This window comes from Streptomyces griseorubiginosus (assembly GCF_001514195.1).
In the GTDB taxonomy this organism is placed as follows: Bacteria; Actinomycetota; Actinomycetes; order Streptomycetales; family Streptomycetaceae; genus Streptomyces; species Streptomyces griseorubiginosus.
Genome location: NZ_KQ948734.1, coordinates 442,962 through 464,877, shown reverse-complemented (window position 1 = coordinate 464,877; position 21,916 = coordinate 442,962). Strand labels below are relative to the sequence as shown.

21 protein-coding genes, 1 pseudogene and 1 riboswitch are annotated in these 21,916 nt (G+C 71.9%); of the genes and pseudogenes, 10 read left to right on the top strand and 12 right to left on the bottom strand.

Going from position 1 to position 21,916, the window contains the following annotated elements:
- Nucleotides 1–149: 149 nt before the first annotated feature.
- Nucleotides 150–1,559, bottom strand: coding sequence for a metallophosphoesterase (locus AQJ54_RS02130; protein ID WP_062233278.1), 1,410 nt, complete (start codon nucleotides 1,557–1,559; stop codon nucleotides 150–152).
- Nucleotides 1,556–1,840: an SCO4848 family membrane protein gene (locus AQJ54_RS46570; RefSeq protein ID WP_062233275.1), complete on the bottom strand. Its 285-nt coding sequence runs from the start codon at nucleotides 1,838–1,840 to the stop codon at nucleotides 1,556–1,558. The genes AQJ54_RS02130 and AQJ54_RS46570 overlap by 4 nt, the downstream gene beginning before the upstream one ends.
- A 193-nt stretch (nucleotides 1,841–2,033) precedes the next feature.
- Between AQJ54_RS46570 and AQJ54_RS02120 the strand changes: the two genes are divergently transcribed.
- Nucleotides 2,034–3,359 carry a D-alanyl-D-alanine carboxypeptidase family protein gene (locus AQJ54_RS02120; protein ID WP_062233272.1) on the top strand — a complete coding sequence of 442 codons (1,326 nt, stop codon included), beginning with the start codon at nucleotides 2,034–2,036 and terminating at the stop codon, nucleotides 3,357–3,359.
- Here AQJ54_RS02120 and AQJ54_RS02115 read toward each other — a convergent pair.
- The 3 genes and pseudogenes from AQJ54_RS02115 to AQJ54_RS02105 form a co-directional block, all read right to left on the bottom strand.
- On the bottom strand, nucleotides 3,304–4,410 hold the full coding sequence (locus tag AQJ54_RS02115; protein WP_062233269.1) for a YhjD/YihY/BrkB family envelope integrity protein: 1,107 nt from the start codon (nucleotides 4,408–4,410) through the stop codon (nucleotides 3,304–3,306). The genes AQJ54_RS02120 and AQJ54_RS02115 overlap by 56 nt on opposite strands.
- Nucleotides 4,411–4,610: 200 nt before the next feature.
- Complete coding sequence (locus AQJ54_RS02110; RefSeq protein ID WP_062233266.1) at nucleotides 4,611–5,591, bottom strand: decaprenyl-phosphate phosphoribosyltransferase; 981 nt, start codon at nucleotides 5,589–5,591, stop codon at nucleotides 4,611–4,613.
- A gap of 149 nt (nucleotides 5,592–5,740) precedes the next feature.
- Nucleotides 5,741–6,235 (bottom strand): annotated as a pseudogene (locus AQJ54_RS02105) (phosphatase PAP2 family protein); the annotation flags it as partial.
- A gap of 133 nt (nucleotides 6,236–6,368) precedes the next feature.
- On the opposite strand from AQJ54_RS02105, the gene AQJ54_RS02100 reads away from it, so the two are divergent.
- The gene (locus AQJ54_RS02100) at nucleotides 6,369–7,796 is read left to right on the top strand and encodes an FAD-binding oxidoreductase (protein WP_062233263.1); all 1,428 of its coding nucleotides are present in this window, start codon (nucleotides 6,369–6,371) and stop codon (nucleotides 7,794–7,796) included.
- A gap of 114 nt (nucleotides 7,797–7,910) precedes the next feature.
- The gene (gene dprE2 / locus AQJ54_RS02095; protein WP_062233261.1) at nucleotides 7,911–8,666 is read left to right on the top strand and encodes a decaprenylphospho-beta-D-erythro-pentofuranosid-2-ulose 2-reductase; all 756 of its coding nucleotides are present in this window, start codon (nucleotides 7,911–7,913) and stop codon (nucleotides 8,664–8,666) included.
- Nucleotides 8,667–8,783: 117 nt separating this feature from the next.
- Here the strand turns inward: dprE2 and AQJ54_RS02090 are convergent, their stop codons facing one another.
- Both AQJ54_RS02090 and trpS read right to left on the bottom strand, forming a co-directional pair.
- Nucleotides 8,784–9,368 (bottom strand): 2'-5' RNA ligase family protein, encoded by a 585-nt coding sequence (locus tag AQJ54_RS02090; RefSeq protein ID WP_062233258.1) that lies wholly within the window; start codon nucleotides 9,366–9,368, stop codon nucleotides 8,784–8,786.
- Nucleotides 9,369–9,617: 249 nt separating this feature from the next.
- The gene (trpS, locus tag AQJ54_RS02085) at nucleotides 9,618–10,631 is read right to left on the bottom strand and encodes a tryptophan--tRNA ligase (RefSeq protein ID WP_062234826.1); all 1,014 of its coding nucleotides are present in this window, start codon (nucleotides 10,629–10,631) and stop codon (nucleotides 9,618–9,620) included.
- A 142-nt stretch (nucleotides 10,632–10,773) separates the two neighbouring features.
- Between trpS and AQJ54_RS02080 the strand changes: the two genes are divergently transcribed.
- The 3 genes from AQJ54_RS02080 (at nucleotide 10,774) to AQJ54_RS02070 (ending at nucleotide 13,125) form a co-directional block, all read left to right on the top strand.
- Nucleotides 10,774–11,334, top strand: a complete 561-nt coding sequence (locus AQJ54_RS02080; protein ID WP_062023600.1) for an RNA polymerase sigma factor — start codon at nucleotides 10,774–10,776, stop codon at nucleotides 11,332–11,334.
- The gene (locus AQJ54_RS02075; RefSeq protein WP_062233255.1) at nucleotides 11,327–12,226 is read left to right on the top strand and encodes a hypothetical protein; all 900 of its coding nucleotides are present in this window, start codon (nucleotides 11,327–11,329) and stop codon (nucleotides 12,224–12,226) included. The genes AQJ54_RS02080 and AQJ54_RS02075 overlap by 8 nt, the downstream gene beginning before the upstream one ends.
- A gap of 164 nt (nucleotides 12,227–12,390) precedes the next feature.
- Nucleotides 12,391–13,125, top strand: a complete 735-nt coding sequence (locus AQJ54_RS02070; protein WP_388356584.1) for a hypothetical protein — start codon at nucleotides 12,391–12,393, stop codon at nucleotides 13,123–13,125.
- Between the two features lie 36 nt (nucleotides 13,126–13,161).
- Here the strand turns inward: AQJ54_RS02070 and AQJ54_RS02065 are convergent, their stop codons facing one another.
- The 4 genes from AQJ54_RS02065 to AQJ54_RS02050 all read right to left on the bottom strand — a co-directional run bounded on the left by AQJ54_RS02065 (nucleotide 13,162) and on the right by AQJ54_RS02050 (nucleotide 17,550).
- The gene (locus AQJ54_RS02065) at nucleotides 13,162–14,613 is read right to left on the bottom strand and encodes a glycine hydroxymethyltransferase (RefSeq protein WP_062234822.1); all 1,452 of its coding nucleotides are present in this window, start codon (nucleotides 14,611–14,613) and stop codon (nucleotides 13,162–13,164) included.
- A 41-nt stretch (nucleotides 14,614–14,654) separates the two neighbouring features.
- Nucleotides 14,655–14,744, bottom strand: a riboswitch (ZMP/ZTP riboswitch).
- Nucleotides 14,745–14,853: 109 nt separating this feature from the next.
- Nucleotides 14,854–15,705, bottom strand: coding sequence for an LLM class flavin-dependent oxidoreductase (locus AQJ54_RS02060; protein ID WP_062233252.1), 852 nt, complete (start codon nucleotides 15,703–15,705; stop codon nucleotides 14,854–14,856).
- Nucleotides 15,706–15,975: 270 nt separating this feature from the next.
- Nucleotides 15,976–17,160 (bottom strand): glutathionylspermidine synthase family protein, encoded by a 1,185-nt coding sequence (locus tag AQJ54_RS02055; protein WP_062233250.1) that lies wholly within the window; start codon nucleotides 17,158–17,160, stop codon nucleotides 15,976–15,978.
- 12 nt (nucleotides 17,161–17,172) lie between these two features.
- The gene (locus AQJ54_RS02050; RefSeq protein WP_062233245.1) at nucleotides 17,173–17,550 is read right to left on the bottom strand and encodes a hypothetical protein; all 378 of its coding nucleotides are present in this window, start codon (nucleotides 17,548–17,550) and stop codon (nucleotides 17,173–17,175) included.
- Nucleotides 17,551–17,684: 134 nt separating this feature from the next.
- On the opposite strand from AQJ54_RS02050, the gene AQJ54_RS02045 reads away from it, so the two are divergent.
- Nucleotides 17,685–18,539 (top strand): hypothetical protein, encoded by an 855-nt coding sequence (locus AQJ54_RS02045; protein WP_062234820.1) that lies wholly within the window; start codon nucleotides 17,685–17,687, stop codon nucleotides 18,537–18,539.
- A 10-nt stretch (nucleotides 18,540–18,549) separates the two neighbouring features.
- Here the strand turns inward: AQJ54_RS02045 and AQJ54_RS02040 are convergent, their stop codons facing one another.
- Entirely contained in the window at nucleotides 18,550–20,142 is a 1,593-nt protein-coding gene (locus AQJ54_RS02040) for an aminotransferase-like domain-containing protein (RefSeq protein ID WP_062233242.1), read from the bottom strand.
- Nucleotides 20,143–20,188: 46 nt separating this feature from the next.
- On the opposite strand from AQJ54_RS02040, the gene AQJ54_RS02035 reads away from it, so the two are divergent.
- Genes AQJ54_RS02035 through AQJ54_RS02025 form a run of 3 tightly spaced genes read left to right on the top strand, consistent with a single transcriptional unit; the run spans nucleotide 20,189 to nucleotide 21,899 of the window.
- Nucleotides 20,189–20,734, top strand: coding sequence for a carboxymuconolactone decarboxylase family protein (locus AQJ54_RS02035; protein ID WP_062233239.1), 546 nt, complete (start codon nucleotides 20,189–20,191; stop codon nucleotides 20,732–20,734).
- Entirely contained in the window at nucleotides 20,731–21,174 is a 444-nt protein-coding gene (locus AQJ54_RS02030; protein ID WP_062233236.1) for a carboxymuconolactone decarboxylase family protein, read from the top strand. Before AQJ54_RS02035 ends, AQJ54_RS02030 begins: the two co-directional genes overlap by 4 nt.
- Nucleotides 21,174–21,899, top strand: coding sequence for an isocitrate lyase/PEP mutase family protein (locus AQJ54_RS02025; RefSeq protein WP_062233233.1), 726 nt, complete (start codon nucleotides 21,174–21,176; stop codon nucleotides 21,897–21,899). Before AQJ54_RS02030 ends, AQJ54_RS02025 begins: the two co-directional genes overlap by 1 nt.
- Nucleotides 21,900–21,916 lie beyond the last annotated feature (17 nt).

The following is a 21,916-nucleotide window of genomic DNA, read 5'->3' as shown; positions in this document are numbered from 1 at the left end:
CCCCTAGTGGCGCGGATCACCTAATCACAGGTGTTTCACCTGGGGGAAGAGGGATTTGTCCATTTGGGCAAGACGTTACCGCGGGGAGTTTCGGCCATATTTCACAGAGCTCTCACAGGGGCTTCGCGTGAGCCGCCGTGAGCCGCTGTTCAGGCCTGCTTCGACGCCAGTTCGATCACCGTGATGTCCGAGGGGGCTCCCACGCGCGTGGGCGGGCCCCAGGCGCCGGCGCCGCGGCTGACGTAGAGCTGGGTGTCGCCGTAGCGCTCGAGACCGGCGACCGTGGGGTTGGCGGCCTCCGCGACGAGGTTGCCGGGCCAGAGCTGGCCGCCGTGGGTGTGGCCGGAGAGCTGGAGGTCGACGCCGTGGTCGACCGCGTCGTGGATCTGGACCGGCTGGTGGGCGAGGAGCACGCACGCGCGTGCCGTGTCCCGGTCGCCCAGCGCCCTCGCGAAGTCGGGCCCCTGGCCCTCGCTCTCGCCCGCGATGTCGTTGACCCCGGCGAGGTCGAACCACGGCAGTTCCGTGCGGTCGTTCTCCAGCGGGCGCAGGCCCAGTCTTCGCACCTCCTCGACCCACTGCTCGGCACCGGAGAAGTACTCGTGGTTGCCGGTGACGAAGTACGAGCCGTGCCGTGCCCGGAGCTGGGCGAGGGGGGCGGCCGCCGGGCCCAGGTCCTTCACGCTGCCGTCGACCAGGTCGCCGACGACCGCGATCAGGTCGGGCTGGGTGGAGTTGATGGTGTCGACGACCTTCTGGGCGAAGCCGCGCCCCAGCACGGGGCTCAGATGGATGTCGCTGACCACCGCGATCCGGTAGCCCTGCGCCGCGCGCGGGAGCTTCGCCAGCGGCACGGTGACGCGCTTGACCCGGGGGCCGCGCAGGACGCCGTAGGTGCCGTAGCCGACGGTCCCCACGGCGGCCGCGGCAGCGGCACCGGCCACGACGCGGGAGACGAAGAGGCGGCGGGAGGGGGCGGGTCCGCCGGCGGGGGTGGTGGAGACGGGGTCGCCGGGCGGGGCGGGCGCGGGGGCGGCGGATGAGGGGGCGGGCGCGGGGGCGGCGGATGAGGGGGCGGGCGCGGGGGCGGTCGTCGCGTCGTCCGAGGGGGCCGCTCCGGCTTTCCGGGTCTCCTGAGGGGGCCTCAGGGCATCGCCCCCGGTCTCCTGCCGTTCCTGCGCGGGCGCTCCCGCCGGGACCCGCTCCGGGTGGGGTACGGCGGTCAGGGGCGGCTCGCGGCGCCGGTCCCGGCGTTCCAGGAGACGTCCCAGCAGCGGTCGTACGACCTCACCCGCCACGACCGCGAGCAGCAGGTAGATCGACAGCGCCAGCCACAGGAAACCGGGCCACGCGAGCACGCGCTGGAGCCAGAAGGGGGCGCCGGTGCGCTCCGCGACCAGGGCACCGATCGCCAGCACCCAGCCGCCGCCGATGACCGCGGCACCCACCCGGCGGGTCCGGCCGGGGCCGGCGGTGGTGTCACGGAACAGGCGGCGCCACAGGTACCAGTTGGCCGTCACGAGGACGGTCAGGGCGAGCAGCGCGAAAACAATGATCACGCAGAGTCAACTTCGCGGGGCGACTGTGAGTTCCCACTCTGTGAGTTCCCACGCAGTGCGCGCAGCCCACGCAACCCGATGAGCCCGACGACCGTCCCCAGTACGAAGGAGACGACTGCCAGCAGCAGGTGCACCCAGAAGTACCCCGTCGGGTCGCCCGCGTCGTCGAACGCGAGTCCGCTGGCGTCCTTGACGAGGTTCTTGACGAAAGTGATCCAGATGATCCAGCTCCACACCCCGAAGGCGAGCAGGAACCAGGAGACGGGGCGGCTGAGCTTCATGGGTCCAGTATCGCGGGCTGCCGCCTCTCACTGCGGCCGGGGTGGCGCCGCCCCCTACGGCGGCCCGGCTACCCCTCATGGCGGCCCGGGTGGTGCTACCCCTTACGGCGGCCCGGATGGTGCTACCCCTTACGGCGGCCCGGGCGGGCTGAGCGGTGGGACTCCCCCCACGGCGCCATGTACGTTCCTGAACGTGTCCGCTCCCCAGAAGAAGACCATCGGGCGATCCCTGCTGGTCACCTCCGCCGCCGTCCTGTCGTCCCTCGCGCTGACCGCGCCCGTCGCGCTCGCGGCCCCCAGTCCCTCGCCCACCGGCCCTTCGCCGAGTGCCAGTCCCTCGGTCACTCCCCCGGCGAAGATGTCCACCGTGGGCGGCGCGCGGCTCGGCCTCGCGGGCACCCAGGTCAATCTGGCCAACGGGGTCCCGGTACTGCCCAAGGACATCACCGCGCGCTCCTGGATCGTGACGGACGCCGAGTCGGGCGATGTGCTCGCCGCGCACAACGCGCACTGGCGGCTGCCCCCGGCGAGCACCATGAAGATGCTCTTCGCGGACACGGTGCTGCCGAAGTTCCCCAAGACCGAGAAGCACAAAGTCCTCCCCTCCGACCTCGCGGGCATCGGCGCGGGCTCCAGCATGGTCGGGATAAAGGAGAACGAGACCTACACCGTCCACGACCTGTGGCTCGGTGTCTTCCTTCGCTCCGGCAACGACGCCGTGCACGTCCTGTCGGCGATGAACCAGGGCGTCGCCAAGACCGTCGCCGAGATGAACGAGCACGCCGAGGAGCTCCAGGCCCTCGACACGCACGTGGTCAGCCCCGACGGCTACGACGCTCCCGGCCAGGTCTCCTCCGCCTACGACCTGACCCTCTTCGCCCGCTCCGGGCTTCAGAAGAAGGACTTCCGCGAGTACTGCTCGACGGTCACCGCGGAGTTCCCGGGCGCCACGACGAAGAACAAGAAGGGCAAGACCGTCCGCAAGCCCTTCGAGATCCGCAACACCAACCGGCTGCTGAGCGGCGACTACGACATCTCCCAGTACCAGGGCATCGCAGGTGTGAAGAACGGCAACACCACCAACGCCGGAGCCACCTTCACCGGTGTCGCCGAGCGCAATGGCAGGGTCCTGCTCGTGACGGTCATGAACCCGTCCAAGGAGGAGCACAACGAGGTCTACAAGGAGACCGCCAAGCTCTTCGACTGGGGCTTCAAGGCGGCCGGCAAGGTGGAGCCGGTCGGTGAGCTGGTGCCGCCGAAGGGCGCCGCGGGGTCCAGCGCCCAGCCGGCGGCCTCGGGACAGGCCGGGGGCGGGTCCGGGGGCTCGGGTGACTCGGGTGGCTCAGGGGCGTCGGCCAAGCCCGTCACGTCCGCCACGGCCGGCGGCGGCTCCGGGGGCGTGTGGACGGCCCTCGGCATCACGGGCGGGCTGCTGGTGCTGCTGGCTGCCGGGGGGTTCCTCGTCAACCGCCGCTGGCCGCTGCCCGATCTGGTACGTCGCCGCTCTTCTCGTCCTTGAGCCGCCGGTCCTCGAGGGCCTGGTCGTCGGGTGCTTGCTCTTCTCGTGCTTGCTCTTCTCGTGCTTGCTCTTCTCGTGCTTGCTCTTCTCGTGCTTGCTCTTCTTGTGCTTGCTCTTCTCGTGCTTGCTCTTCGACTTCCTGGTCCTCGAGTTCGTGCTTCTCGAGTTCGTGCTTCTCGAGTTCGTCTCCCTCGAGCTCCTGCTCTTTGCTGCCTGTGGCCGTCCACGCGGCGCAGAACAGCACCAGCTTCGACGTGAAGTTGATCCACAGCAGCAGGGCGACGGGGACACCGAACGCGCCGTACATGCTCTTCGTCGCCACGCCCTGCATATAGCCGCTCAGCAGGAGCTTCAGCAGCTCGAAGCCGACCGCGCCGGTCAGTGCGGCGACCAGCAGCCGGCGGCGGTGCGGTTCGACGCCGGGCAGCAGGGTCAGGACGTACAGCAGGAGCAGGAAGTCGGCGAGCACGGCGACGAGGAAGGCGGTGGCCTGGAGGAGCAGGCTGCCCCAGCCCTCACGGTCGATGCCGGCCTGGTCGGTGATCCAGCCGACCATCGCGGAGGCGATCGTGGAGATGGCGATCGTCACCAGGACCGCGCCGCCGAGCCCGACCAGGATGCCGAAGTCCTTGGCCTTGCGCAGGATGGCGTTCTCGTCCTCGTCGGGCAGCTCCCACACCGCGCGCAGGCACTCGCGCGTGGACCCCGCCCAGCCGATGCCGGTGAACAGCAGGGCACCGGCGGCGATCAGGCCGACGGTGCCGGCGTTCTGCACCAGGGCGCCGACGTCCAGCTGGTCGGAGATGCCGGGGACCTGGTCGGCGATCTTGTTCTGGAGCTCGTCCTGCTGCTTGGTGCTCAGCGTGGCGGCGGCGATCGCGGCGGCCACGGTGAGCAGCGGGAACAGCGCGACGAAGCTGGTGAACGTCATCGCCGCGGCCAGCCGGGTCCACTTCACCCGGTCCAGCCGTTCGTACGACCGCCACGCGTGCGTGGCCGTCAGGCGCACCCAGAGCGGCCCGACGACGGGGAGTTTCTTCAGCCAGTCCATGATCGGATCTTGCCCTCCGTGCGGACGACCGATGTGCGGGTACCCCGAAAACGTGGGGTGGTGACGAGTATGGGGGCCGGTGTCGGGGTTGCTCCGTCGGCGATGCCGGTGTTCTTGCGGGTGTCGACGCCGGAGTTCTTACGGGTGTCGGTGCCTGTGCCTTAGGAGGTGTCAGTGCCAGGTGCCGGTTTCCGCGGGTGTCACCATCGGGCGACCGCCAGGCCGTACATCGCGAGCCACGTCAGGGCGATGAGGGCGAGGGCGCGGTCGCGCAGGACGACCTCCTCGGGCTCGCCCGCCGTGCCGCGGTCGGCGAAGACGGCGTATCTGAGGATCGCCAGGATGAAGGCCACCACCGACAGTTGCCGCCAGGGCAGCAGGCCGCCGTGCGGGCCGTGGTGGTCCTCCAGGGCCCACAGGCAGTAGCCGAGCACGGCGACCCCGGCCGCGAGCTGCCAGACGAAGCGCAGATAGCCGGTGGTGTACTCGGTGAGCAACGCGCGCGTGGCGCCCGCGTTCCCGGCCATCTGGACGGCCTCGGAGTAGCGCTTGGCCGACACCATGAACAGCGCGCCGAACCCGGTCGTGATCAGGAACCAGCGCGAGAGCGGGATGCCCAGCGCCAGACCGCCCGCCGCCGCCCGCATCAGGAAGCCGGTCGTGACGACCGCGAGATCGACGACGAGGACGTGCTTGAGGCTGACGCAGTAGGCCAGTTGCATGCCGACGTACGCCGCGAGGAGCGCCGCGACCGGGGGCGAGGCCAGCTGGGCCGCCACGGCCGGTGTGAGGACGGCCAGGGTGCCGCCGACGGCGTAGGCGACGGGCACCGGGACCTGCCCTGCGGCGATCGGGCGGTGGCGCTTGGCGGGGTGGGCGCGGTCGGCCTCGACGTCGCGTGCGTCGTTGATCAGGTACACGGCGGCGGCGCAGGCGGTGAAGAGGGCGAAGACGAGGGCCAGTCGGGGAAGGGCGTGCGGGTCGAAGAGGCGGCCCGCGGCGGCGGGCGCGGCGACGACGAGGACGTTCTTGACCCACTGCTTGGGCCTGCCCGCCCTGAGCAGCCCTCGCAGGACACCGGTGAGGGTCCGGGGCCGGGGCGGCGGGACACGGCGGGGAGGGGTGCGCTGCTCCAGGAGCGGGGGGCGGGTGGCGTTGCCGAGGGGCGCTGTCTCCGTCACGCGCACTCCTGGTTGCCTGTCGGCCTGTTGCTGATTGACGGCCTGTTGGTGCTTGACGGCCTATTGGTGCGTGACGGCCTATTGCTGCTCGTCGAGCCGCTGCTGCTTGTCGAGCCGTTGCTGCTTGTCGGCCTGTTGTCGCTTACTGCCCTCATCCAGCGTGCTCCAAGGCGTGCCGTGAGTGCCCCCAGGGCCGCGCCCGCCAGGACGTCCGACGGGTAGTGGACGCCGACGACCAGCCGGGAGAGGCACATCGCGGCGGCGAGCGGCGGGACGAAGTGCGCGCCCAGCGTGCCGAAGGCGACGGCCGCGGTCGCGGCGGAGGTGGCGTGGGAGCTGGGGAAGGAGTGCCGCCCCGCCGTGCGTACCAGGGGCTCGACGTGCGCCGGGCGTGGACGCCGCACCACCCTCTTCACGCCCATGCTCACGAGGTGCGCGCCCGCGGTCAGAGCCGTACCGCGCAACCAGGCGTCCCGGCGCGGGTCGTCCATGGCCGCCCCGGCGAGCCCCACCGTGAGCCACAGCGCCCCGTGTTCGCCGGCCCGGGACAGGGCACGCGCGACCCCGGCCACGCGCGGATCGCCGCCGCCCCGGGCCCGGAGCGCCGAGAGAATGTGGTGGTCCATGCCACCCATGCCGTCCATGGGGACTCACTGTTCACGGGACCACGACCGGAACTCCGGCAATATTGAGCGACATCCCATTAATCACCCATTTCGGGGAGAAAAGGGATGTTTACGAACGAATCGCAGCTATAGCGGCGATACGGTCACCGGCATGTCTGCCGACACCGTTCCCCTCACGGGCTGGGGCCGCACCGCCCCCACCGCGGCCCGTCCGACCCGCCCCCGCAGCTACGAGGAGGCCGTGGCCGCCGTCCGGGGCTGCGGGGCCCGCGGCGGCATCCCGCGGGGCCTGGGACGGGCGTACGGGGACGCGGCACAGAACGCGGGCGGCGCGGTCTTCGACATGACCGGCCTGGACCGCGTCCACGCGATCGACGCGGACGGCGGCACCGTGCTGTGCGGCGCGGGCGTCTCCCTGCACCGGCTGATGGAGGTGCTGCTGCCGCTCGGCTGGTTCGTGCCGGTGACGCCCGGCACCCGCCATGTCACCGTCGGCGGCGCGATCGGCGCGGACGTCCACGGCAAGAACCACCATGTGTCCGGCTCCTTCTCCCGCCATGTGCTGTCCTTCGAACTCCTCACCGCCGACGGCGAGATCCGCACCGTGCGGCGGGACACGCCCCTGTTCGACGCGACCACCGGCGGCATGGGCCTGACCGGGATGATCCTCACCGCGACGGTCCAGCTCCAGCCGGTCGAGACCTCACTGATGTCGGTCGACACGGAACGCGCGCGTGACCTCGACGACCTGATGGCCCGTCTGACGGCGACCGATCACGCCTACCGCTATTCGGTCGCCTGGATCGACCTGCTGGCCCGCGGCGCGGCAACGGGCCGGGCGGTGCTGACGCGGGGGAACCACGCTCCGCTGGAGGCGCTGAGGTCGTCGGGAGCGCCGGAAGGCGGCGCACGCGCGCGTAGGGACGCGTCGGGCACACGCGCGCGCAGGGACCCGTCCGGCACACGCGCGCACAGGGACCCGCTGGCCTTCCGGACGCCGCGCTTCCCGGCCCCGCCCGCGTTCTTCCCCGAGGGGCTGCTCAACCGCACGACCGTGGGGCTGTTCAACGAGCTCTGGTACCGGACGTCGCCTCGCGCGCGTACCGGCCGCCTCCAGGGGATCCCCGCCTTCTTCCACCCCCTGGACGGCGTGCCCCACTGGAACCGGGTCTACGGCCGCGGCGGCCTCGTGCAGTACCAGTTCGTCGTCGGACACGGCCACGAGGAGACGCTGCACCGGATCGTGCGGCGGGTCTCCGGACACCGGTGCCCGTCCTTCCTCGCCGTGCTGAAGCGGTTCGGAGACGCCGACCCGGGCTGGCTGTCCTTCCCGGTGCCCGGCTGGACGCTGGCCATGGACCTGCCGGCCGGCCTTCCCGGCCTCGGCGCTCTCCTCGACGAGATCGACGACGAGGTGGCCGCGGTCGGTGGGCGCGTCTACCTCGCCAAGGACTCCCGGCTGCGGCCGGAACTGCTCGCCACCATGTACCCGCGTCTGGACGACTTCCGTGCGCTGCGGGCGGAACTGGATCCGCGCGGGGTGTTCACCTCGGACCTGTCCCGTCGTCTCGCCCTCTAGCCGGGCCGGTCGCCTCCCCGTCGGACCGCCCTGCCGTCCCACCGCCCGCCGTTCCCCCGTCCGGCCCTGCCACCGTCTTGCCTTCCTGCCGTCCGCCGTCCCAAGGAGCTGCTCGTGAAAGACGCCTTCGGTCTCCCCCAGTCCCTGCTCGTCCTCGGCGGCACGTCGGAGATCGCGCTGGCCACCGCCCGCCGTCTCGTCGTCCGCCGCGCCCGCACGGTGTGGCTGGCGGGGCGCCCCTCCCCCGCCCTGGAGAGCGCCGCGGCGGAGCTGCGCGCCCTGGGCGCCGACGTCCACACCGCCGCCTTCGACGCGCTCGATCCCGAGTCGCACGAGACGGTGCTCGGCAAGATCTTCGCCCAGGGCGACATCGACATGGTGCTGCTCGCCTTCGGGATCCTCGGCGACCAGGCCCACGACGAGCGCGATCCGGTCGCCGCGGTGCGGGTGGCGCAGACCAACTACACGGGCGCCGTCTCGGCCGGACTGGTCTCCGCGCGCGCGTTGCAGGCGCAGGGGCACGGCTCTCTGGTCGTGCTCTCCTCCGTCGCCGGGGAGCGGGCCCGCCGGGCCAACTTCATCTACGGCTCCAGCAAGGCCGGCCTCGACACCTTCACCCAGGGCCTAGGCGACGCGCTCCATGGCACCGGCGTGCACGTCATGGTCGTACGCCCCGGGTTCGTCCGGTCCAGGATGACGGCGGGACTGGAGGAAGCGCCGCTGGCGACCACTCCGGAGGCGGTTGCGACGGCCATCGAACTGGGGCTGCGGCGGCGCTCGGAGGCGGTGTGGGTGCCGGGAGCGCTGCGGATGGTGATGTCGGCGCTGCGGCATCTGCCGCGGGGGGTGTTCCGGCGACTGTCGCTGTAACTGTGGTTACAGCCGCTGTGATCGGCTGTGGTCGGAATTACAACTGGCTCGTCGGACTTACAGCCGGCTCTTCGGAGTCACAGCTCGCTCGTCGGAGTTACAGCCGGCTCGTCCGCGTCACAGCTGGCTCGTCGGCAAGGAGCCGCGTTCCACGCGTCCCGCCTGGGGCGGCACGATCGATCCACCGAAGGTGAACTCCCGCAGCTTGCGCCAGACCCCGTCGGGGCCCTGCTCATAGAGCGCGAATCCGGTGCAGGGCCATTCGGCCTCGAAGTCGGCGAGCTCCTCGAAGGCGCGGTCCATGGCCGCCTCGTCGATGCCGTGCGCCACCGTGACGTGCGGGTGGTACGGGAACTGGAGTTCCCGTGCGACCGGCCCGGAGGCGTCGCGGACCTGCTTCTGGAGCCAGGTGCAGGCCTCGGCGCCCTGGGCGATCCGGACGTACACGACCGGCGACAGGGGCCGGAAGGTGCCGGTGCCGGACAGTTTCATCGGGAAGGGCCGGCCCGCCGCGGCGACCTCGGTGAGGTGCGCCTCGATGGCGGGCAGCGCGCCGCTGTCGACCTCGGTCGGCGGCAGCAGGGTGACGTGGGTGGGGATGCCATGAGCCGCGGCGTCGCCGAAGCCCGCGCGCCGCTCCTGGAGCAGGCTGCCGTGAGGCTCCGGGACCGCGATCGACACGCCGATCGTTACGGTCCCCATGTCGTCTCCTGTTCGTCCCTGTGGTCCTGTCGGATTCGTTCCCAGCCGTCCGGCTATCGACTGTACGGCCACGGCTGTGCTGTGGGCAGGCGCGGGCGTAGTGATGTGCAGCGCTCCGCCCGGTGGTGCCGGTGTGCGGTGGTACGCCCCGGGGACCGGCGGTGAGGGCCGGTCCCTGAGGTCAGTGCGGCTTTCGGTGCGGGCGTTCACTGATGGACGCTCACTGTCGGGCCGTTCACTGTGGGGCTTTCAGTGCTTGGCGGGCAGGAAGCCCACCCTCTCGTACGTCTGGCAGAGGGTCTCCGCGGCGACCGCGCGCGCCTTCTCCGCGCCCTTGGCCAGGATCGAGTCCAGCGTCTCCGGGTCGTCCAGGTACTGCTGGGTGCGCTCCCGGAAGGGCGTCACGAAGTCGACGACGATCTCGGCGAGGTCCGTCTTGAGCGCGCCGTAGAGCTTGCCCTCGTACTGCTGCTCCAGCTCCGGGATGCTCGTGCCCGTCAGGGTCGAGTGGATGGTGAGCAGGTTGCTGACGCCCGGCTTGTTCTCGGCGTCGTAGCGGATGACGGTGTCGGTGTCGGTGACCGCGCTCTTGACCTTCTTGGCGGTGACCTTCGGCTCGTCGAGGAGGTTGATGAGGCCCTTCGGCGTGGACGCCGACTTGCTCATCTTGATCGACGGGTCCTGGAGGTCGTAGATCTTGGCCGTCTCCTTGAGGATGTACGGCTTCGGGATCGTGAAGGTCTCCCCGAAGCGGCCGTTGAAGCGCGTGGCGAGGTCGCGGGTCAGCTCGACGTGCTGGCGCTGGTCCTCGCCGACCGGGACCTCGTGGGCCTGGTAGAGCAGGATGTCCGCGACCTGGAGGATCGGGTACGTGAACAGGCCGACGCTCGCGCTGTCGGCGCCCTGACGGGCTGACTTGTCCTTGAACTGGGTCATGCGGGAGGCCTCGCCGAAGCCGGTGAGGCAGTTCATGACCCAGGCGAGCTGGGCGTGCTCGGGGACGTGGCTCTGGACGAAGAGCGTGCAGCGCTCGGGGTCGAGCCCGGCGGCGAGGAGCTGGGCGGCGGCCAGGCGGGTGTTGGCCGTGAGCTCCTTCGGGTCCTGCGGGACCGTGATCGCGTGCAGGTCGACGACCATGTAGAACGCGTCGTGGGTCTCCTGCAGGGCCACCCACTGGCGGACGGCGCCGAGGTAGTTGCCGAGGTGGAACGAGCCTGCGGTGGGCTGGATTCCGGAGAGCACGCGGGGACGATCAGAGGCCATGCCCACCATTCTCTCAGGTGTCGGGGGCCGATCCGGAACCAGTCGGAAACAGAAGTGCCACGGGTGGGAACCGATTCGGTCCGGGCGGTGTACCCATCGTGTGAGAACGCGGGAGGGGGGCCGCATCGTCGATGAGGCCGCGGTGATCGCACGCGTACGCGCCGGAGATCCGGAGGCGTACGCGGACCTGGTGCGGGCCCATACGGGCATCGCGCTGAGGGCGGCCGCCGCGCTCGGGGCGGGGGCGGACGCGGAGGACGTGGTGCAGCAGGCCTTCGTCAAGGCGTACTGCGCGCTGGGCCGGTTCAAGGACGGCTCGGCGTTCAAGCCGTGGTTTCTGTCGATCGTGGCCAATGAGACGAGGAACACAGTGCGCACGGCGGCCCGCCAGCGCACCCTCGCCGGCCGCGAGGCGGCCTTCGCCGAGGCCGAGCCGCTGATACCGGAGGCGACGGACCCGGCGGTGGCAGCGGTGGAGATAGAGCGCCGCGTCGCACTGGAGTCCGCGCTGGACAAGCTGAGCGAGGAGCACCGCCTGGTCGTCACCTACCGCTATCTGCTGGAGATGGACGAGTCCGAGACGGCCCAGGCCCTGGGCTGGCCCCGGGGGACGGTGAAGTCCCGACTGAACCGCGCGCTGCGCAGGCTCGAAAAACTGCTGCCGGATTTCGAGCCCCGGGAAGGAGGTGAGGAGCGTGGGTGAGTCCTACGGCGACGAGGGCGCCGACGGGAGCGCGCGTGAGCGTACGTCCCGGCTGCCCGAGGAGCTGCGGGCGCTCGGGCGGTCGCTGGACGCGCCGGGTGCGGGTTGGTCCGAGTCGATGGTGGAGCGGGTGCTGGAGCAGATACTCGCCGAGCGGCTGGCGGTCCCGGTGGCCGAGGCGCCGGGTCCCGGTGCGCGGCTGCGGGCGGTGCGCCGGTGGACGCGGCTGCGGTGGCGGGCGCTGACCGCGACCCTGTGCGGGCTCCTGACGGTCCTCGCGCTCACTCCCCCGGTGCGGGCGGCGGTGCTGGACTGGTTCGACTTCGGCGGGGTCGAGGTGCGGTACGACCCGTCGGCGGTGCCGTCGCCGGGGGCCGAGGTGCCCGGCTGCGGCCGTTCGCTGTCATTCGCGCAGGCGGAGCGGCGGGCGGGGTTCGAGCCGCTGGTCCCGAGGGCGCTCGGCACTCCCGGCGCGGTGACGGTGACGGCCGAACCGCGGGGGCGGTTCCTGACGAGCCTGTGCTGGCGGGAGGGCGGGCGCACGATCCGGCTGGACGAGTTCCCGCAGCGGCTCGACCCCAGCTTCGCCAAGACACTGCGTGAGCCGCCGGAGTGGATCACGCTGGACGGCCCTCCGGGAGCCGACGGGGTGCGGGACTACGCCCTGTGGTTCCCGCGCCCCCATCTGCTCGGTTTCTGGCTGGTCGACGACTCCGGGCACCGCTTCACCCGTACGGAGCGGACGGCCGGGCCGACGCTGCTGTGGATCCATCACGGTGCCGGAGGGAGCGTGACGCTGCGCCTCGAGGGCGTGGCGTCGAAGGGCCGGGCGGTGAGGATCGCGCAGTCGCTCGACGGTCCGGGCAGCGAGGGTGCCGGGTCTCCCAAATAGTGCGCGCGAGGTGGGAACCCCGGCGGGTCGGGCGGTGTACCAGAAGTGACAAGCGGCTCGGGGACGGGTCGCACGGGGATCGTCCGACGGGGGAACTGCTGTGTGACGAAGGGAGGGGTTCGCGAGCTTGAGTTGGTGAGACGGTGTCGATCGAGGGGGATGCGGTGCGGAACGGACAGGGAGAACTGCGGCTCGGGCCGCGCCGGGCGTTATGGGCGCTGGCACCGGCGGTCCTGGCGGTGAGCGCGTTCGGAGCTCCGGCGGCCGACGCGGCGACGGCGTCGGCGTCGGCACGGGGAGCGGAACTCGGCGGACCCGACCTGGCGATGGTGGTCGTCGCCGGCACGGAGCGGACGCGGGCGGTGCGTTCCGACGAGCCGGCTTTCGCCCGCCTGTGGGAGCTGCTCCAGCCGACGTATGCGGGCACCGAGCGGGTGTCGGACAGGTGGCAGGAGGGTCGCTATCCGCCGCCGCGGATCACCGTGGTGTGGGGGCTGACGGGTGTCGGCGGCTGGCCGCAGACGGACTCGGCACCGGGAGGCGATGTGGCCGTGGAGCGCCAGGACCAGTTGTTCGTCACCCGAGACGGCACACCGTGGGTGCGCACGGATCCGGCGCCGGAGCGGGAGGACGACGACATCCGCTGGCACCGGGCGGACCGGACCGTCTTCGACCGGCTGGACCGGGCAGGGTTGTTGGGCGGTTCCGGCGGGGGACATGCCGGGGGCGGCCGCCAGGGCGAAGGTGCCGGTCCGCGCGGCGTCTGGTGGGCGGTACCGGGGCTCGCCGTGGGATTCGCGGCCGGGGCGGGCGGCACCCGGCTGATACGCCGCGCGGCGGCCCGGCCGGGAGCCGGACCGCCGCGGGAGGAGCCACGACAGGAACTCATCGATCTCTAGGCGTCACTGTTCTTTGACAACTCAAGAGAGGAAGCGTCAGCCCAGGTCGATCTCGGGGTAGAGCGGGAAGCCGGCCACGAGCTCGGTGGCCCGGTGGGAGATCTCGTCCGCGACCTTCGCGTCGAGGATGTGCACGGCCTTGGAGGGGGCGCCCGACTTGGTGGTGCCGGCCTCGGTGGTGGTGAGGACGCGGTCGATGAGACCGGCGACCTCGTCCATCTCGGCGGTGCCGAGGCCCCGGGTGGTCAGGGCGGGGGTGCCGATGCGGATGCCCGAGGTGTACCAGGCACCGTTCGGGTCGGCCGGGATCGCGTTGCGGTTGGTGACGATGCCCGACTCCAGCAGGGCGGCCTCGGCCTGGCGGCCGGTGAGGCCGTAGGACGTGGAGACGTCGATCAGGTTGAGGTGGTTGTCGGTGCCGCCGGTGACCAGGGTGGCGCCGCGGCGCATCAGGCCCTCGGCCAGGGCGCGGGAGTTGTCGACGATGCGCTGGGCGTAGTCCTGGAAGGAGGGCTGACGCGCCTCGGCGAGGGCGACGGCCTTGGCGGCCATGACGTGCGGGAGCGGGCCGCCGAGGACCATCGGGCAGCCGCGGTCGACCTGGTCCTTGAGGGAGTCGTCGCACAGCACCATGCCGCCGCGCGGGCCCCGCAGGGACTTGTGGGTGGTGGTGGTGACGATCTGGGCGTGCGGGACCGGGTCGAAGTCACCGGTCAGGACCTTGCCGGCGACGAGACCGGCGAAGTGGGCCATGTCGACCATGAGGGTCGCGCCGACCTCGTCGGCGATCTCCCGCATGATCCGGAAGTTCACCAGGCGCGGGTAGGCCGAGTAACCGGCCACGATGATGAGCGGCTTGAACTCACGGGCCGAGGCGCGCAGGGCCTCGTAGTCGACGAGACCGGTGGCCGGGTCGGTGCCGTAGGAGCGCTGGTCGAACATCTTGCCGGAGATGTTCGGGCGGAAGCCGTGGGTGAGGTGGCCGCCGGCGTCCAGGGACATGCCGAGCATGCGCTGGTTGCCGAAGGCCTGGCGGAGCTCGGCCCAGTCGGCGTCGGAGAGGTCGTTGACCTGGCGGGCACCGGCCTTCTCCAAAGCGGGGACCTCCACGCGCTGGGCGAGGACGGACCAGAAGGCGACGAGGTTGGCGTCGATGCCGGAGTGCGGCTGGACGTAGGCGTGCCGGGCGCCGAAGAGCTCCTTGGCGTGTTCGGCGGCCAGGGACTCGACGGTGTCGACATTGCGACAGCCGGCGTAGAAGCGGCGGCCGACGGTGCCCTCGGCGTACTTGTCGCTGAACCAGTTGCCCATCGCGAGGAGGGTGGCCGGGGAGGCGTAGTTCTCGGAGGCGATCAGCTTGAGCATCTCGCGCTGGTCGTGGACCTCCTGGCCGATGGCGTCGGCGACGCGCGGCTCGACGGCGCGGATCACGTCGAGGGCGGCGCGGAAGGCCGTGGACTCGGGGGACAGGGGCTGCTGCTCTGACATGGCGGCCTCCGGGCTGCGTGGCTTGAAGCGGTCACGGATCACGGTTCGGCCCAGGCGCACGGCACTTGGTCACTCGCAGGCCGCTCCCCGATGGTCCGTCCCATCCCAGCGCGCCAGTCACGGCCTGTCGGCCAGCCTACCGGGCGGGCCCAACGGCTCCGGGCCGGCGTCCACCATGCGAGCGACGGCAGCGAGGCCCGGCGGGGCGCGCGGTTCTCGCTGCCGTGGCGGTGGACGACGTCAGAACAGCAGGTCGGCCAGGCGGTCGACCTGGTCGGGGTCCGGGGCCCAGCAGTAGAGCATCACCTCGTCGGCGCCGATGCCGAAGTAGGCGTCGGTGGTCTCGCGGATCTGCTGCGGGGTGGTGAGGAGACCGGCCTCCATGTACTCCACGTGGCCGCTGAAGGCGTAGTAGTCGCGGAGGTTGCTGCGGGCCCGGTCGAGGGTCGTCTCCGGACCCAGGGCGACGTTCGCCTGGGCGACCAGGCGGGGGCGGCCGGGGCGGTCGTGCTTCTGCCAGGCCGTGGTGGCGTCGCGGAACAGGTTGGCCATGAAGGAGGGCGGCAGGGCGGCGCCGAGGAAGCCGTCCCCGAAGCGGCCGACCCGTTCGAGGGCGGCGGGGGCGAACCCGCCGAAGAGGACCTCCGGGCCGCCCGGCGTCACCGGGGCGGGGCCGATGGGGCCGACCCCCTCGCCGTACGGCTGACCGGACCAGGTGCGGCGCAGCAGGGTCATCTGTTCGTCGAGGCGGCGGCCCCGGCGGTGGAGGTCGATACCGGCGGCCAGGCAGTCGTCCTCCCGGCCGCCGACGCCGATGCCGAGGGTGAAGCGCCCGCCGGAGAGGCGGTCCAGCGTGGCGGTCTGCTTGGCGAGCAGGGCGGTGTTGTGGAGCGGGGCGAGGAGCACCTCGGTCTGGACGCGGATGCGGGAGGTGGCACCGGCCAGAGTGGCGAGGGTGACGAGGGGCTCGGGGTTGTCGTAGACGAGGCGGTCGAGCAGACCGAGGGTGCGGAAGGGGCCGGTGTCGGCGCGTCGGGCCCAGGTGAGCAGCTGGGCGGGATCGTCGATGGGCAGGCCGAGGCCGATGTTCATGGGAGTGTCCTCCGGAGGGCGTACGGGATCCGCCGGTCGGCCGGATCCGGTGCCGCCCCTCCGTGACACCGCGCGCTGTGCGCGGGCCTGCTCTCGTTCTGCGGCGATGGTTCTGGAGAGCGGGTGCTTCAGAGTGCGTCGAACGTAGCGCGCGGGGGCACGGGGCGACAACGTATTTCCTGGCGGGCCTGCCCCTGCGTACGCCGCCGTTGACGCCCGCCCCCGACACCGTCCGCTCAGACCATCCGTCCGCTCAGACGATCCGTCCGCTCAGCGGATCACATGCGGCAGGAAGCGTGCGTACTCGTCGGTGATCAGGCCCGAGGACTCCCGGATGCCCAGGCCCGCCGACTCGTCCTCGACGACCCACGCGCCCAGGACGACACGGTTGCCGTCGAAGTCGGGCAGGGGGGCCAGTTCCTGGTAGCAGCAGGCCTCTTCGCGGAGGGGTGCGGTCGTGCCGGGTTCGTGGATCGTGACTCCGGCGCCCTCACGGCCCAGCAGGGGCTTGGCGACGTAGCCGGTGGTGGTGGCCAGGTCCCGGGGGCCGTCGAGATAGGCGGGGAGGAGGTTGGGGTGGTCCGGGTACAGCTCCCAGAGGATGGCCAGCAGCGCCTTGTTGCTGAGGAGCATCTTCCAGGCGGGTTCGATCCACAGGGTGCTGCCGGTGCCGCCGCCGTTGTCGAGGGTGTCGAGGACGTGGTCGGCGAAGCGGTCGGTGGTGAGCCACTCCCAGGGGTAGAGCTTGAAGCAGCTGCGGATGAACCGGAGTTGGTTGTCGACGAAGCGTCCGGAGAGCGGGTCCCAGCCGATCTCCTCCATCGAGATCCAGTCGGTGGTGACGCCGGCCTGCTCGGCGGTCTCCTTGAGGTAGGCGACCGTCATGAGGTCCTCGCCGAGTTCGTCGGCGGAGGAGTGCGCGAAGTACAGGGGACTGCCGGGCGGGAGCAGGGCGGCCTGCTTCTTCCACGCGGCGACGAGGCGTTCGTGGAGGGAGTTCCACTGGTCGGCGTCCGGGAAGAGCTCCTCCATCCAGAACCACTGGGGTGAGGCGGCCTCGACGAGGGACGTGGGGGTGTCGGCGTTGTACTCCAGGAGTTTGGCCGGGCCGTCGCCCTCGTAACGGAGGTCGAAGCGGCCGTAGACGGAAGGGAGTTCGGCACGACGGTGCCAGGCCTCCGCGACCGCCTCGGCCACGCGGGGGTCGGTGATGCCGAGGTCGGTGAAGCGGTTCGCGGTGACGATGTGGTCGGCGGCCGTGAGACACATGCGGTGGAGCTCTTCGACGATCTCCTCCAGCGCCTCGACCTCGGGGAGCGTGAAGGAGTAGTAGGCGCTCTCGTCCCAGTACGGCCGCAGGGAGTCGTCGGGGTGGCGGGTGAGCGGGTAGATCAGTCCCTGGGATTCGACGGTCTGCTGCCAGCCCGGGCGGGGGGCGATGGTGTGTCGGCGCATGGTGATCGGCCCTCAGCCGCCGGAGCTGCCCTTGCCGGTACCGCCGTCGCCGTCGCCTCCGCTGCCGAAGCCGCCGCGGTCGACCCCGCTGCCCCCACTGCCGCCGCCGCTCGACGAACTGCCGGATCCCTTGGACTTCTTGCTGAAGGAGCCGCCCGAGACCCAGCTGCCGTTCTTCTTGCCTCCGTAGTAGTAGGTGCCCCTGACGGAGGTGGAGGACTTGCAGTTCTTGTCGGCGACGACCTGGTAACCCTTGCCGAGGGTGTAGCTGTCCCGGTCGACGCAGCGCTTGTCGGGGTCGGAGGAGCAGGCGGTGAGGGCCGCAGCGAGCAGTCCCACACCGCCGAGTGCGATGGTGCCGGAGCGAAGTTGTCGGCGTGCGTCCGCCATGTCCGTGTCTCCCCGTTGATCAGGCCGTGTGTGCGGTGTGCGTGTGTGGCGGACAGCTTAGAGATCCGTAAGAGCCGGCTTGAAGGCAGCCCGACCTTCACCTCCTCCCCTAAGGTCACTTCGTGCTCTTTGGAATGGTGTGCGCCCTCGGGGCCTCGGTCTGCTTCGGGACGGCCACCGTGTTGCAGGCGATGGCAGCGCGGACCGCGGACGCGGGAGGTGGTGACGGCGAGGGGTCGGCGTTCGCGGTGACGCTGTTCCTGCGGGCGGTGCGGCAGTGGCGTTATCTGGCGGGACTGGCGTTGGACGGGCTGGGGTTCCTGCTCCAGATCGCCGCGCTGCGGTCGGTCCCGATCTACGCGGTGGGCGCGGCGCTCGCGTCGAGTCTCGCGGTGACCGCGGTGGTCTCGGCGAGGCTGCTGAAGGTCCGGCTGAGCGGGGCCGAGTGGGGTGCGGTCGGGGTGGTGTGCGCGGGGATGGCGCTGCTGGGGATCGCGTCCGGGACCGAAGGGGACCGCGACGGGCCGCCGGCCTTGGGGTACGCGATGCTCGCGACGGCACTGCTGGTGCTGGTGCTGGCGCTGCTGGGCGGGCGGCTGCCGGAGCGGGGGCGGCCGTTGGCGCTCGGACTGGGGGCGGGGTTCGGGTTCGGGGTCGTGGAGGTGTCGGTCCGGCTGATCGACTCGCTGGCGCCGTCGGATCTGGCGACCAACCCGGCGACCTACGCGCTCCTCGTCGGCGGGGGTGCGGCCTTTCTGTCGCTGACGTCGGCGCTCCAGCGGGGTTCGGTGACCACGGCGACCGCCGGAATGGTGATCGGGGAGACGATCGGGCCCGCACTGGTGGGGGTGGTCTGGCTCGGGGACCGCACGCGGGAGGGGCTGGCGTGGGTGGCGGTCCTGGGCTTCCTGGTGGCCGTGGCGGGGGCGTTGGCGCTGGCCAGGTTCGGGGAGGCGCCGGTGGATGCCGACCGGGAGACCGTCCCGTAAGCGGGCCGCGCTATTCGGGCAGGGCCGCGCACAGCGCCTCCAGCGCTCCCGACCAGGCGTGCTCCGGTGGGGTTCCGTAGCCCACGACGAGGGCGTCGTCCTGCTCGACGCAGGCCTCGGGGTGTCGGAACCGGTGCAGTCCGTGGACGGCGAGGCCGTGCCAGGCGGCTGCCCGCAACGCCTGTTGCTCGGTGCCCGGGGGCAGCCGCAGCACCACGTGCAGACCGGCCGCGATCCCGGTGGCGCGGACCTTCGGGGCCCGGCGGGCGAGCTCGGCGACCAGGGCGTCACGGCGGCGCCGGTACCGCAGCCGGGCGGCGCGCACATGACGGTCGTAGGCGCCGGAGGTCAGGAACTCGGCGAGGGTCAGCTGGTCGAGGGAGCCGCAGGCGTCGATGCCGCCCTTGGCCCGCAGGACCTCCGCCATGAGGTGGGGCGGCACCACCAGCCAGCCCAGCCGGAGTCCCGGTGCGAGGGACTTGCTGGCCGTCCCCGCGTAGACCACGTGGTCGGGGTCCAGGCCCTGGAGGGCGCCCACGGGCTGGCGGTCGTAGCGGAACTCCCCGTCGTAGTCGTCCTCGACGACCAGCCCTCCGGTGCGCCGGGCCCAGTCGACCACGGCCGCCCGCCGGTCGCGGTGCAGGGTGCCGCCCACCGGGAACTGGTGCGCGGGGGTGAGCAGCACCGCGTCCTCGTCGGTCAACCGGCCAGGGTCGGTGCCGCGTTCGTCGAAGGGCAGCGGGGTGGTGCGCAGACCGGCGGCCGCGAGCAGGTTCCAGTGCACGTCGAGGCCGTACGACTCCACGGCGACCGTGCGTGCGCCGCGGGCCCGCAGCAGGGCGCCGAGGAGGCGCAGGCCGTGTGAGAGCCCGGCGCAGACCACGATGCGGTCGGGGTCGGCGCGGACCCCGCGGGCGCGGGCCAGGTAGTGGGCGAGGGCGGTGCGCAGTTCGACGCGGCCGCGGGGGTCGCCGTAGTCGAGGGCCTGGTAGGGGGCGGTGGTGAGGGCGCGGCGGGCGGCCTTGAGCCACTCGGCGCGCGGGAAGGAGGCGAGGTCGGGGGTGCCGGGGATCAGGTTGTAGAGGGGCCGGGGGGCGGGCGGTGGCGGGAGCCCGCGGGTGCGTCGGTGGACGGGTTCGGGGGACGGGGACGTGCCGGGGACACCGGGCCGGGAGCCGGGGCCGGCCAACACACCGGCGACACCGACACCGGCACCGACCCCGCCCACAGCAGCGGTACCGGCAGCGACACCGGCACCGCCCACAGCACCGGCACCCGCACCCGCACCCGCACCCGCACCCGCACCCGCACCGACATCGCCCCCTGCCCCCACCCCGACCCCCCGTTCGGCCACCCGCGTGCCCGACCCCTGGCGGGCGCTGAGCCACCCCTCGGCGACCAGGTCGGCGTAGGCGTCGGCGACCGTGTTGCGGGCGATGCCCAGGTCGGCGGCGAGGGAGCGGGAGGAGGGCAGCCGGGTGCCGGGGGCGAGGCGGCCGGTGCGGACGGCCTCGCGCAGGGCGTCCGTGAGGCCGCGCCGCAGGCCGCCCGCGGCGGGTTCGAGATGCAGGTCGATGCCGAAAGTGGCCCAGGGTTTCGCCATGAAAGTGGACCATACCCCTGGGCTGCCTGGCTCCTAGGGTCGAGGCATGACCACAGAGGAGACCGCCCGCACCACCCGCCCGGAAACCGCCCGCCGCTCCCCCGAGGAACCCGCCCGCCACACCGCCGAGACCGCCCCCCGCCTGGCCTGGGCCCAGCACGCCCCCGAGGTCTACAAGGCGATGCTCCGCCTCGACACCGCCGCCCGTAAGGGTCTGGACCCCCGGTTGCTGGAGCTGGTGAAGATCCGGGCCTCGCAGCTCAACCACTGTGCGTTCTGCCTCGACATGCACTCCAAGGACGCCCTCGCGGCCGGCGAGAGCGTCGAGCGGATCATCCAGCTCGGCGCGTGGGAGGAGTCGCGGCACTTCTACACCGAGCAGGAGGTCGCGGCCCTCGCGCTGACCGACGCGGTCACCGTCCTCACCGACGGCTTCGTGCCGGACGAGGTGTACGACCACGCGGCCAAGCACTTCGAGGAGGCCGAGCTGGCCCAGCTGATCGCCGCGATCACGGTGATCAACGCGTGGAACCGGTTCGGTGTGACCTGCCGGATGGTGCCGGGCCACTACGAGGCGGGGAAGCACGAGTGAGCCGTACGGACGTCCTGGACCCCGAGGTCGCCCGCGCCCTGTCCGCACTCAGCGCGGCCGCGAAGAGGGGGCTCGGCGATCCCGCCCTCGCCGAGTTCGTCGTCGTCCGGGCCTCGCAGCTCAACCACTGCGCGTTCTGCCTCGACATGCATCTCACGATCGCGCGCGAACTCGGCGTGAGTGCCCAGCAGTTGGATCTGCTCGCCGCCTGGGAGGAGGCGGAGGGCGTCTTCGACGAGCGGGAGCGGGCCGCGCTAGCGCTGACCGAGGCGGTGACCGTGCTGACGGACGGCCGGGTGCCCGACGAGGTGTACGAGAGGGCCGCGAAGCACTTCGACGACCGTGAACTCGCCCATCTCATCGGCCTGGTCGTCGCCATCAACAACTGGAACCGGGTGATGGTCGGCCGCCGGATTCCGCCTGGGGGGTATCAGCCGTGATGTCGGACAAGGTGGAGATCTTCCGCGCCCTGCACAGGAACCGGCTCCCGGGCGATCCGCTCGTCCTGCCCGGCCCCTGGGACGCGGTCAGCGCGCGGGTGCTGGAGGAGGCCGGGTTCCCGGCGCTCGCCACGCCCAGTGCGGGGATCGCCGCGGCACTCGGCCACCAGGACGGGTCCACACCGGCCGACGAGATGTTCGCGGCGGTGGCGCGCGTCTGCGGGGCCGTGGACGTCCCCGTGTCGGCGGACGTGGAGGGCGGGTACGGCCTGGCGCCCAAGGAGTTGGTGGAGCGGCTGCTGGAGGCGGGCGCCGTGGGCTGCAACCTGGAGGACTCCCACCAGGGGGTGCTCAAGGACCCGCGTGGGCACGCGGAGTGGCTGGCCGAGGTGCGGTACGCGGCCGGGGACCGGCTGTTCGTCAACGCGCGCGTGGACACCTTCGCCTACGGCGACGGTGATCCCGCACGGGCCATCGAGCGGGCGGCGTTGTACGTCGCCGCGGGCGCCGACTGTGTGTATCCGATCGGCGCCCCGCCCGACGTACTGCCCCTGCTGCGGTCCGGGATCCAGGGGCCGCTCAATGTGTTCGGGCGTCTGGACGGCGAGGGCCCCTCGCCCACCGCGCTCGGTGAACTCGGGGCCACACGCGTCACCTTCGGACCGGGCCTGCAACGCCGGGCCGCCCTGGCGCTCCAGGGGATGACCGACGAACTCAGGCGCTGACAGCGGCGGCCACGGCA